Genomic DNA, 13601 nt, shown 5'->3' on the forward strand with positions numbered 1-13601 from the left:
ACCATGCACGTCTCTTGTCGTTCTTTACGGTTAATATTTACCAGACTTCTTCTGTACTGGTGATATTTTTAACGATATAAATCGAGATAGTTGTTATGGCATTTCGATTGAACACAATGATAACCATTGCAGCAATAGGTCAACCATGTAGCGTACAGTTATTGCGTTTTGTGATAAATTTTTATCCTCAAAAAAACCAACACATAGCCTTCGTTTTGTTGCTTTAGGATGCCTTAATGAAAACCGGTATAATTTCGCAATTCTACTAGACTGCAAGCAGTTATTGCACGTCTTGTACAGGTTTTACCTACATCTTTATGTATGATAAATAATACGCTATTACGCTACCGCACAAAACGTATTATTCTGCATCTTGACATTCAAAAGCTCACACACAGGATGTGTGAATTCAAAAACAAAACAAATAAATATAAATCAGAAAAACTCCAGTGCTTTCCAATTTCTATTTTGTTAACATAAATTTTTTTGCAAGCATAAACTTGCGCATATAGCCGACGACTATCGGCCTTACAGAAATACAGTCAGAGGCGTTCTAACCTAAAACAAAAGACTTTAGTATGGAGATAGTAATTGAACACTCTTCCTCTTTGTTTGATGGCTTAGGTCAGCTGTGAGTGCTTCAGAACTAAACAGTAAGCTCGGTAATAGAGTTTGCTTCAATGTAAAATGTGGAACGTGGAAACGCCATGCAAACTGACTTAACTAACAAGAATCAAAAAAAACCTGTATTAGAAGCCGCTGATTTAAACCTAGATCTATCTGTCACTGAACCTGGCAGGTTACGTGTGATCAAGCGTAACGGCACAGTGGTTTCTTATATAGAGGACAAAATAACCATCGCCATCACTAAAGCATTTCTTGCAGTTGAAGGCAGCACCGCTGCAGTTTCGTCACGTATTCATGACACTGTTGCTAGTCTTACTACACAAATTACCGCAACCCTGAAACATCGCATGCCATCTGGTGGAACCATCCATATTGAAGAAATCCAAGATCAGGTTGAAATGACTCTAATGCGTGCTGGTGAGCAGAAAGTAGCACGCGACTACGTAATCTACCGTGACGCACGCTCCAAAGAGCGTGCAGCACATACCGCAGCTAAAGAAATGTTCATACAAGCCCACCCATCGATCCGCATCACCCTAGCTGACGGTAGTTTGACGCCGCTAGACCTAAATCGTCTAAATAATATCATTACCGAGGCCTGCGAAGGCCTGGCAAATGTTGATGGTGACCTCATCCAATATGAAACCATAAAAAACCTGTATGATGGCGTGGCTCTAAATGACGTAAATACAGCCCTAGTAATGACTGCGCGTACCATGGTTGAACGTGAACCAAACTACTCGTTCGTAACTGCGCGTCTACTAATGGATACTATTCGTGCCGAAAATCTTAATTTTTTGAATATTACAGACAGCGCAACACACCACGAAATGGCTTATTTATACGCTAAGGCCCTGCCTGTTTATATAGCCAAGGGCATTGAATTCGAATTATTGAACCCAATACTAGCCACCTTCAACCTAGAAAAACTCGGGAAAGCGCTCAACTATGAACGTGATCAAAAATTTACATATCTAGGCTTACAAACTTTGTACGACCGCTACTTCATCCACAAAGACGGAATCCGCTTCGAACTGCCGCAAGTGTTCTTTATGCGTGTTGCTATGGGCTTAGCGATTGAAGAGACACATAAAGAAAAACGCGCCATCGAGTTCTATAACCTGCTATCAGCATTCGACTACATGCCATCAACCCCAACCTTATTTAATGCTGGGACCCTACGTCCGCAACTGTCTAGCTGCTACCTAACTACCGTACCAGATGACCTTTCAGACATATACAAAGCGATTCACGATAACGCTATGTTGTCTAAATTTGCCGGAGGCCTAGGTAACGACTGGACCCAGGTACGCGCACTAGGTTCGCATATCAAAGGCACCAACGGCAAGTCACAGGGAGTTGTGCCATTTCTAAAAGTTGTAAACGATACCGCAGTCGCAGTCAACCAGGGCGGTAAACGCAAAGGCGCTGTATGCGCTTATTTAGAAATCTGGCACATGGACATTGAAGAGTTTATTGAGCTACGTAAAAATACTGGTGATGATCGTCGTCGTACCCATGACATGAATACTGCTAATTGGATCCCAGACTTATTCATGAAGCGTGTCTTCGACAATGGTAAGTGGACCTTATTTTCGCCATCCGAAGTACCGGACCTTCATGATCTCACTGGTAAAACCTTTGAGGAGCGTTACGAGCACTACGAAGCACTAACGGATCATCCCGGCAAGATTAAATTGTTTAAAATTATGCCAGCCAAAGACCTGTGGCGTAAAATGCTCTCCATGCTATTTGAGACCGGTCACCCATGGCTAACTTTCAAAGATCCATGTAATCTGCGTAGCCCACAACAGCACGTTGGAGTAGTGCATAGCTCTAACCTATGCACTGAAATTACCTTGCACACTAATAAAGATGAGATTGCCGTTTGTAATCTTGGCTCTATTAATCTACCAAACCATATCATTAGCGGCACACTGGATACCGCTAAACTAGAAAGCACTGTAAACACTGCTGTCCGTATGCTCGACAACGTAATTGATATTAATTACTACTCAGTGCCACAAGCAAAAAACTCCAACTTCAAACATCGCCCAATCGGACTAGGCATTATGGGCTTCCAGGACGCTTTATACCTGCAACACATTCCTTATAGCTCGGAAGCTGCGGTCAATTTTTCTGATAGATCTATGGAGGCGATCAGCTACTATGCAATCCAAGCTTCCTGTGCTTTAGCTGACGAGCGTGGCGCTTATGAGACATTCCATGGCTCGCTGTGGTCCAAAGGCATTCTACCGCTTGATTCGCAAAAAATTCTGGTAGCCCAGCGCAGCCGTAAATACATTGATGTTAACTTCAGCGAAACCCTAGATTGGTCGCCGGTACGTACCCGTGTAAAAAAAGGTATTCGCAACTCAAATATTATGGCCATAGCACCAACCGCAACTATCGCTAATATCGTTGGCGTATCGCAGTCAATTGAACCGACTTACCAGAACCTGTATGTTAAATCAAACCTATCTGGTGAATTCACTGTGATAAACCCATATCTAATTCGTGACCTCAAGATTCATAACCTATGGGACTCGGTCATGATCAACGATCTAAAGTACTATGATGGTTCTGTGCAGCAGATTAAACGCATTCCACAAAAACTCAAAGAGATATACGCAACCGCCTTCGAAGTGAATGCAAAATGGATTGTAGATGCTGCTAGTCGTCGTCAAAAGTGGATTGACCAGGCGCAATCGTTAAACCTGTATATCGCTGGCGTATCTGGCAAAAAACTTGATATGATTTATCGTATGGCCTGGTATCGTGGTCTGAAAACTACTTACTACCTACGTGCCTTGGCCGCAACAAGCACTGAAAAATCAACCATTCACAACAGTACACTGAATTCAGTTTCCAGCAGCAACTGCAGCAATGATGTGAGTCTTACTACTTCAGCTGGCCAGGCGCTATTGCCAAAAGCTTGTGTAATTGACGAGCCAACTTGCGAAGCGTGCCAATAAGTATTGGCTAGCTTAATTGCTATGATTTAAAAGATCTAATTATGCGCATACACCATTCTCTCTCATTTGCTCTTAGAGAGCTTATAGCAAAGCACACTGCTATAACGCGTGATTAATTAATATTTTTAAAAATCTTTTTTTGACTTTTAATAAAGCCTCTTCATTATAATTTTACCAATATCATATCACCAGCGTTATTTCTACCATATAACGAGGATGATAAGAAAAGAGATAAAGTAATCCAAATAAAGATTAAAAAACATTTTCATGTCCAGAGAACTACCTAATCTTATCTCAGGTCAGGTATTTATTGAGAAACTAGAAGATATCCTAAAATTTTTCATATTTAAGCTTGTTTCGCTTTTCATGTAGATTCTTTTCTCAAGTCTTCAAAACCTATTCCAAGATGTTTTCTGTGCATTATAAATGCCCTTGCAGTAGCCGGAAGAACTATCTATAAGTCATGCTTATATTAGTAAAATAGTTTACGCACTTAACTATTCTAGTTTTACTTTACCCATGCTATATTATATTATTATATATAAGTTTTAATATATTCTATATACCGTTATCTTACAGTAATAAGACCTAATATTTGAAGCCTAAATAAATATTAAAGAAGAATATACTTAGTTATAACTGAGGCGATACTAATATATCGCAATTATGCGGGTAATAAAAATTATATTGATACTATATAATACATCAAAGTTAGTTGCTAAAGAGCTTGCTTCTCCAGTAGCGTTCTGGCTCAACAATACTATATTGTCTGAATTAATAGTCTATATGGTAACGCTTTAGATAAAGATAATCTTTACGTTTGCCTGCAAGACGCTTTAAGCCTCAATCAAGTTGACTAGTTTATCAATCAAGTTAACATTGATGTATCCAGAATACTTAAATACAATAGTGTATATTCTGTATGCTGGCTCACAAAGTATTAAAATATATCCAGATTAAACGCGAAAACCTCTGTTCATGTAATAATAATAGCTAGTTATAACTCACCAACTATTTATTATTGAATATAAATGATAGTCTTTCTTTACTAGTTTGCTATCATCAACAAACTAATACACCCTCATAATCGTTAGTATATCAATTAGATGGTCAATTTGTGCTAGATGGTACTATATTAAGCAATAAACTAAATAAAGTTTAGTTAAATAAAAGGCTTGACTACAGCTAATTAAAGACAAGGACGAGTTCAAGTATTCGGTTTATTCTTAATAACACTGTTATTAGCGTTTACCGCATAACCTTACAGACGTGAGTTGCTCTTATTATTAATATTACTCTGAGTGATATTAATTGAACACAGTCACCTGTATTGTTGTTCCAGACAGTATCTAGTGTCATACACTGTATGGTTTTCCAGGAATTTCCTATAAAATGATCTGCAGATAGCATAAGTTTCATTGGCTGTGTGTTGCTAACTATTATATTTTGCTGTTTATTGATTACATAAAATTACTAAAGGCCAATTTTAAAAAGATATGTTTCTTGTCCTCAACCAGTATTGAGCTGGCTCTATGTACTGATAGTCTAAATTTACGACAGCGTACTGCTGTGCGTAATGACCATTAAGTTACGCGGTATTCTGTCGCTAGTTTTATTCAAAATAATATTAGTCAACATCGTTAGCAGAAGAGCCAACAGGAAAACTGGTAGCATTTATTATTGTTAATGCAAACAGTATTGGCAATACAAAGCTAACTAAAAAGAATTGCCAGAGATTCACTAACTAAACATTCACCATAAATAATTAGATGCTATCCTAGCAGTACGCTAAATAATAAGCCACACTGCTTGGTAAGCGCCTGCTCATAAAGTCAGTTCGATAATAATGCATTAGACATCATTCTTAGACATAAGGTTATAAGTAGCATCGATTTTTTGGCTTGACAGCTAGTTGATTAACACGATCGACCAAAACAGTTATCACAATCATCTGGATAAGGCAATATCCGTGCCGGATATAACTAACCAGGTTAGTCAGACGATATTATGGGTACCAACAAAAAAAGATAGCCAGCTACTACTAAGGGTGCATACCTATAAATTATATGCATGGTATATCGCTTAACGCAAAGGCAAGTAAAGCGTTAGGTAGACCAAAAGATAAACATAGCTACAAAAGTAAAATAAAAGATTTAGAAATATTTTTTAAATTAATATATTGATATTTTATTGATTACAGGCGGTAGACATAGCTATCAGCCTAATAATACATGGTTAATGAACACTGAGAGAAGTAATAAACTATTTCTAAGTAGTCTCATTAATAGTTTAGGTTCCTCCATGACTATATGTATAATCTAAAATACAAATTACACGACGCACCTTCTGTGAACTATTCTTGACGACAAGATTTAATAGATGCTATACAGGGAGCATCACCTAACAAAAAACTCTACCAGAAGAATCTGTGTATGAATGTTAAATCTAGTGTCCCAGGGCAGATTTGAACAGCCAACCTTCCCCTTAGGAGGGGGACGCTCTATCCAATTGAGCTACTGGGACAAAATAATAGACATCAAGCCTAGCAGCAGAGCTGCTAGGTAGCATATATGTTACCTGTAAAAATAAGTTTTGTCATGTTATTCGTAGGTTTTTGAGTGTTAGCGGATCTTTATTTGTGAAACATAAGCTTCATCTAGCAATCGTTTGTCCTCAGTATCATCGTACGAAGTTTACTCCCTAAAATTCCACAATTGCAAATTGTCTAGCTTCTTTTGTTTGTTGATGTACATAAGCACCATGTGGTTTTGAGTGCTCTTACTAAAGCTGGAAGATACCAACATGTTGATTGCTACAACATACTTACAATACCTTGTTCTGTTGAAGATTATTGTTGATTGTATAGTTAAACTAGACTAAATTCATGCTAATGTTACAACTGCCTAAGATCACTAGTGTTAACAAGAAAAAATAACTACTACTTTACTACAAATATGTGACCTGTAACCCACTATATAGACTAAAACTTATGAAAATTTTTCATTACTGAATTACTCATTAACGTTTTTCTAACTACTCAATCCAATAACAATGAATGCCAGCATAAAACCTGCAGACATCTAATTATATCTTATAAAATATATACTAATAAACTATTAAGTTTGATTCTTGATACGGTCTTTTTTATAATTCTAATTATACTTTTAGTCATAAGCTTTGTTTTAACTTTTCAATTATAGCTCATCCTAAAAAACCGCCTATTAAACTAACCTATTTAATATATGCACATATTGAGATAATCAATTAATTCTAGCAATATAGTTAGCAAATAATCTATACGTTTATCAGACTAAATACGGGAACGCACTAATGTTATAACTAGTAATCATCACTACAGCATGAACTTTGTAATGATTGAGCACCTGCAACAGAATACTGTTAAAAAAGTATACTTAGCGAAGAGTTATGACTTCGACTTAGTCAGCATAGATCTGTCACTGCACAAACAAAAAACTGCTACAGCATTTTTACAAGCCCTAAGTCACTAAACAATGTTTTTTGTTTTAATTATTGCGCAAAACATTGGAGTGGCCGTAAAAGATAATTAATCTACAGCTAAATATAAAAAAGCCAGCCATGTACTGCTATTCTGTCTAAAATTTTAGTATAAATAAATAACTTACAGTAAAGGTGCTATCACTTAATGTGATTAAAGTAAAATAATCGTCAGGTCTAAAAAGAAGAAGACTCTTCTATCAACTACAACACCTCTACACTATACTAATTAATAAATACTATAGCTAAAACTCTTTTACGCGGTAGACGTGAGAAACTAGCAGTACTCAATCCAGTGCTATTAAATAAAAACCATAGCAATGGTCAGATATCTAGAATTTTTACTAAAACTAGCCACAAATTAGCATTTGTGTTGCTATAAATTCCAGCCTCTCGATTAATCTTTTTAATAAGCTTAGTCGTGCGCTAGACAATTAGGTATCGTGATTAAGTTTATCCAGCACAATGACCTAATGCATTATACATAACACTCTAAACTAACGCTAAAAATGTTTGTTCTCTTCATGCAAGCCTGCTATGTCAAGAACTTTGGTTCTACTATCTTTAAGCATTAGGTAAATCATTTTATCAATAGTTAAATTGATATTAATTCTATCAATTTTTATAGACTACTGACGCCTAAATAAAGTCATGATACCTATAACCTTTTCTCTAGATTATCAATCAGCACGCTTAATCAACAGTAAACCACGAAAGACTTATTTGGAATAAACCGTAAATCATTTATTTGTATAAATCAAATCACTCTTTGAGGTGATGCAGATGACGCAATACTGCTTCAAGACTAATATATCTACAGATAGTAAATATTTTGAATATCCATCAACGCAATAACTTGATTCTCACCATAATAAAATATGGAAAGCACATCATTGCGTCTGTAAAAAAAGTTTTTTAGCGTATATACGACATTATAAATCAGGAATGTTTACAAGCATTTATCTTGCTTGACTACGGCTACATACTAGTTATTGTCTCATACGTTAGTGACTAGAATTTTACGGACTACATTAAAGTGCTTAACAGTATAAAGACTATCATAATCAGGTTTAACCAACTGATGGATGATCTGCAAGCTTTCTAGTGGGACATGCTTGAAATATATAAATATCGGCAAGGCATAAATCATTGATCTTGTGTGATCGCTTAACGATATTTTATCTGTGAACTAGGTTGTTTAATATAATTGTCATGGTAACTTTTAATAAGTGCATAGCATGGTTTGTATTATACGCTAGCGCTATAGCAGCTCAAGAACTTTAACCATACGATTCTGCAAGCTATCTATCCTCATTACCTTTACTAAGGTAAAGGTAATTGCATGATTTAGTATAGCTGCATTGGAAGTATTAATCAATTAATTTATGATGAATCAATAGGATTGATCTAGCTAAGGCTAAGCTTTAGCTAAAATTTTTTAATTTTACGATAAAATATTATCTTATAAAAAATATATAGAAACACAAAAACAAAATTTAATTTTTTTACAAGAAGGATCTAGATAAAGGAAAGCTGCAGCTGGCTTGGTTTTGTTTGTATGGTGCACTCGACAGGATTCGAACCTGTGACCGCCCGGTTCGTAGCCGAGTACTCTATCCATCTGAGCTACGAGTGCATTGTTCTGTATATTACAGGCTGTTTTTTGTCTGTATTAATGATTATTTTGTTTCATTTCAATCATTTCATAAAAAATCCTGACTATAACATACTAAGAAAAATGGCGGAGAACGAGGGATTCGAACCCCCGACACCTTTTTAAGGTGTACTCCCTTAGCAGGGGAGCGCCTTCGGCCGCTCGGCCAGCTCTCCGCAATGCTTAGTATACTAACTATATTTAGTCACGTTTGCAAACGCAACAAAATAATAAAAATAAAAGCTTGATTCTTTTTGCTTCTTTTTCTTAGTCTACAGATAAATTCTATAGCAGCTGCCTTACCACCTTACCTCTAAGCACTAAACTATAATAAATACTAAATTTGTCAATGCTAAAGCACAGTCATAATAATTTATATATCACAGATCATCAAAATTTCTGCATAATGACCAGTTTAAGTTTACATGTCTTGCACTTCAAGCATTTCAAACATGTCAAGCCAAGAACGATAATCCAAAAAAGTATTTAATCTACAATATCAAAGCTATTGCCTTAACTACATTAGTACTATTGGGTGTACACAAAGATTGTGTGTTACATTATTCGCATTGTTGTACTGGGGCGTCTTGCTTAAAAGCAGTATGCAACGTCCGTACAGCTAGCTCTAGATACTTCTCTTCGATAACCACGGAAACTTTAATTTCCGAGGTAGAGATCATCTGAATATTAATACCTTCCTTGGCTAAAACCTCAAACATGCGACTAGCAACGCCTGCATGGGAGCGCATACCAACGCCAACGATAGATACCTTAGCAATTTTAATATCACCGATAACTTCACGAGCGCTAATCTTGCTCGCGGTATTTTGTAGAATGAGCTCTGCTGCATCATATTCATTACGGTGTATAGTGAAAGTAAAATCTGTAGTGTTATCATGCGAAACGTTCTGCACGATCATGTCTACTTCAATATTAGCACCACTGATAGGGCCGAGGATCTTAAAAGCAACGCCAGGGGTGTCTGGCACGCCACGAATCGTCAGCTTGGCTTCATCTCGATTAAAGGCTATGCCAGAAATAATCGGCTGCTCCATAGATTCCTCTTCATCAATAGTAATGAGGGTGCCAGGACCCTCTTTGAAGCTGTGTAATACACGCAGCGGCACACTATACTTACCAGCAAATTCTACCGCGCGGATCTGCAACACCTTAGAACCAAGACTGGCCATTTCTAGCATCTCTTCAAAAGTTATCTTATCCATGCGCTGAGCCGCGGATACTACACGAGGATCAGTGGTGTATACACCATCAACATCAGTATAAATCTGACATTCATCAGCTTTTAGGGCCGCTGCTAACGCCACACCAGTAGTATCTGAACCGCCACGCCCGAGCGTAGTGATATTGCCCTGCTCATCCATACCTTGAAAGCCAGCCACAACTACTACGCGACCAGCTTGTAGATCTGTACGGATTTTCCGATCATCTATTCGCAGGATACGTGCCTTGGTATAAGCGCTATCAGTCAAAATACTTACTTGGCTACCAGTGTAGGATACTGCTGGTACGCTACGTTTGTTTAGCGCTATGGCTAGCAAGGCAATAGTTACCTGCTCTCCTGTCGATAAAATCACATCTAGCTCACGCGGCAGAGGCTGTTCATCACCACTAATTGCCTTGGCTAAATTGAGCAAACGATTGGTTTCTCCACTCATGGCCGATAGCACTACCACAAGATGGTTGCCAGCATCTTGAAATTTCTTAATCTTATCGGCAACCTGTGCGATTCTTTTGACAGAACCGACCGATGTACCTCCAAATTTTTGTACAATTAAAGCCATTTCTAAGCCGCCTTAGCCCACAATAAAAGCGTCTGATAAATAAATCTTCCAACAGCTAAACAGAGCTCATGACTAGACGATGGAATCGTTAACAATATCTTAAATTCCTGCCTCTACAAACGGTATAGTCAGGTTTAAGGCGGCGTCTAGGCGGCTAGCATCTAAACCACTACCTCGTGCTATATCCGATCGACCACCGCCTCTCCCGCCTACTAATGTAGCAACTTGTTTCATTAACTCATTAGCCTTGAGTTGACCTGCTAAGTCCTTAGTTACACCAGAAACTAAGGAAACTTTATTCTCATGAACACCACCGAGCATGATTACTGCACGACTAAGCTTATACTTCAACTGATTGACTAATGCCAACAACACTTTACGGTCTTGACCATCTAAGCGCACAGCAAGTACCTTGACACCCTTGACGTCCAGTGCCTGAGCCAATAAATCATTGCTAGCTGCACTAGCCACTTTAGCCTGCAAGTAATCGAGCTGTTTCTCCAACGCACGATTACGCTCCAACATGGCTGACAATTTATTAATTAAGTGATTACGGCTACTTTTAACTAAGCTAGTTACCTTGTTAAGTTGTTCTGCTGCCGCATCTAGGTGAGCTAAAGCCGCAGCACCAGTTATTGCCTCGATACGACGCACACCGCAAGCTACACCACCTTCACTGATAATTTTTAGCAATCCAATATCACCGGTAAATTTAGCGTGAAGACCACAGCATAGTTCTACTGAAAAACCATCACCTATGCTTAGTACACGAACCTTATCGCCAAACTGCTCGTCAAACAGTGTAATAGCGCCTTTTTTCTTAGCAGTTTCTATATCAGTTTCTTCGGTTTTCACTGGAGTATTCTTACGAATTTTAGCATTAATGATGTTTTCTAAAGCCTGGATCTGATCAAGCTTAAGCGCTTCAAGATGGCTAAAATCAAAACGCAAGTGCTGATTATCAACTAGCGAACCTTTCTGCTGCACGTGCTTGCCTAACACTTGACGTAACGCGGCATGCAACAAGTGAGTAGCGGAATGGTTAACAGCAATTGCATGACGCACATCAGCGTCAACATGAGCATTGACTGATGCGCCTACCGGTAGATTGCCTAGTACTAAAACACCATGATGCAGAAAAGTACTGCTGGTTTTAGTGGTATTGCACACTTCAAAACGACTTGAGTTTGAACTCAGAAAACCACAATCACCAACCTGTCCACCAGACTCCGCATAGAACGGCGTCTGGTCTAAAACTACAACTGCTTTTTCACCTGCACGCAACACATCAACCGACGTTCCATCTTTATAAATAGAAATAATCTTAGCTAAACCACTAGTCGCCATATAACCTGTAAACTTAGTAGGCGCATCAACTTTAAATAAGGTATTGTGGTCTCGGCTAAAAGAGCTAGCGGAACGAGCGCGCATACGCTGAGCATCCATCTCACGCATAAAACCTGCTGTATCGACAGTTAGTTCACGCTCACGAGCAATATCAACGGTCAAGTCTACAGGAAAGCCATAAGTATCATACAATTTAAACGCTATGTTGCCAGGTATTACAGTGCCTTTAAGTTCAGTTAGATCCCGCTCTAGAATCTTTAGGCCATGCTCTAGAGTCTGAGTAAACTGCTCCTCTTCAGTCTTTAGTACGTGTTCGATATTAGTTTGCTGCTGCTTAAGTTCTGGAAAGGCACAGCCCATCTCAGTCACTAACTGGGCAACAATTTTATAAAAAAAACTACCGGTGGCGCCCAGCTTATAGCCATGACGGCAGGCGCGACGGATAATACGACGTAATACATAGCCACGATCTTCATTTGAAGGCAACACACCATCAGCAATTAAGAAACTGCAAGAACGAATATGATCAGATACAACCTTAAGCGAACACTGATTGTCATTAGCGCAGCCAATAGCTTCGGCTGAAGCGCTTAGCAGATTAACAAATAAGTCAATTTCATAGTTAGAATGAACCTGCTGCATTACTGCACTAATTCGTTCTAAGCCCATACCGGTATCTATCGATGGCGCCAGAAGCCGATGCAATACACCGTCAGCAGTGCGATTAAACTGTATAAACACGCTGTTCCAGATCTCAATATAACGGTTACCGTTTTCCTCCGGTGAACCAGGAAGGCCGCCCCAGATCTCAGCTCCGTGATCATAGAAAATTTCGGTGCAAGGGCCGCACGGACCAGTATCACCCATAGTCCAAAAATTATCAGAAGCGTAAGGAGCGCCTTTATTGTCGCCGATGCGGATTATACGCTCAACCGGCATACCAATATCTTTAGTCCAAATGTTATATGTTTCATAGTCCGTCGCGTAAATAGTAACCCAGAGCTTTTCTTTAGATAGCTTTAATACGCTGACCAGGAAGTACCAGACGAAGGTGATTGCATCTTTTTTAAAATAGTCGCCGAAACTAAAGTTGCCAAGCATCTCAAAAAAAGTGTGGTGGTGAGCAGTATAGCCAACGTTTTCTAAGTCACTATTTTTACCGCCAGCACGCACGCATTTCTGACTACTAGTTGCACATGTATAAGCACGCTTTTCGTTACCCAGGAAACAGTCTTTAAACTGGTTCATCCCTGCATTAGTGAACAGTAAGGTTGGATCATTATTTGGGATCAAGGAGCTGGAGGCTACACGAGTATGACCTTGTTCCTCGAAGAAGCGAAGGAAAGCTTCACGAATTTCTACGCTTTTCATTAAATTATTCCACGGAGTCTATGGCCAAAGATCAGTACATATCATTATTAGGTGGAGCGACCAATACATAGCTACATTATAAGCAGCTATGGTATTAATTATAGTGTGCTTATGTGATCAAGGCAGTCAATTAGACTGTATGCAACGTCATTTACGGAAAAATATCAACAAATGTCTACACGGCTTGCTCTGTTTACGCTAAAATGATATCCAAATACACGACTACGCATAGTCTCACCGCTGCGCCAAGCTTATATACCGCAAAGACTGCACTCAATAGCAAATGCTTTCAATACTTAAGTGCAAACA

Annotated in this window: 3 protein-coding genes and 3 tRNA genes; 1 reads left to right on the plus strand and 5 read right to left on the minus strand. The window is 38.6% G+C overall.

All coding sequences use genetic code 11. From position 1 onward, the window contains the following. Window positions 1-707: 707 nt before the first annotated feature. Window positions 708-3602 (plus strand): ribonucleoside-diphosphate reductase subunit alpha, encoded by a 2895-nt coding sequence (locus C3B55_RS03915; protein ID WP_129211642.1) that lies wholly within the window; start codon window positions 708-710, stop codon window positions 3600-3602. Between the two features lie 2449 nt (window positions 3603-6051). On the opposite strand, the gene C3B55_RS03920 is transcribed toward C3B55_RS03915, so the two are convergent. From C3B55_RS03920 to alaS, 5 genes are all read right to left on the minus strand, one after another. After that, window positions 6052-6125: transfer RNA gene (locus tag C3B55_RS03920), tRNA-Arg, on the minus strand. A 2552-nt stretch (window positions 6126-8677) separates the two neighbouring features. Beyond that, window positions 8678-8754 (minus strand) — tRNA-Arg (locus tag C3B55_RS03925). Window positions 8755-8857: 103 nt separating this feature from the next. After that, window positions 8858-8948 (minus strand) — tRNA-Ser (locus C3B55_RS03930). 384 nt (window positions 8949-9332) lie between these two features. Further along, the gene (locus tag C3B55_RS03935; protein ID WP_129211644.1) at window positions 9333-10574 is read right to left on the minus strand and encodes an aspartate kinase; all 1242 of its coding nucleotides are present in this window, start codon (window positions 10572-10574) and stop codon (window positions 9333-9335) included. Window positions 10575-10673: 99 nt separating this feature from the next. After that, window positions 10674-13292, minus strand: a complete 2619-nt coding sequence (alaS, locus tag C3B55_RS03940; protein WP_129211646.1) for an alanine--tRNA ligase — start codon at window positions 13290-13292, stop codon at window positions 10674-10676. Window positions 13293-13601: the final 309 nt, after the last annotated feature.

The organism is Candidatus Pseudomonas adelgestsugas, from assembly GCF_004124255.1.
GTDB classification, from domain to species: Bacteria; Pseudomonadota; Gammaproteobacteria; order Pseudomonadales; family Pseudomonadaceae; genus Aquipseudomonas; species Aquipseudomonas adelgestsugas.

What these genes read in the sequence shown, in the direction of transcription:
- C3B55_RS03935 (WP_129211644.1), bottom strand. Translation starts at nt 10,574, where the DNA reads ATGGCTTTAATTGTACAAAAATTTGGAGGTACATCGGTCGGTTCTGTC.
- alaS (WP_129211646.1), bottom strand. Translation starts at nt 13,292, where the DNA reads ATGAAAAGCGTAGAAATTCGTGAAGCTTTCCTTCGCTTCTTCGAGGAA.
- C3B55_RS03915 (WP_129211642.1), top strand. Translation starts at nt 708, where the DNA reads ATGCAAACTGACTTAACTAACAAGAATCAAAAAAAACCTGTATTAGAA.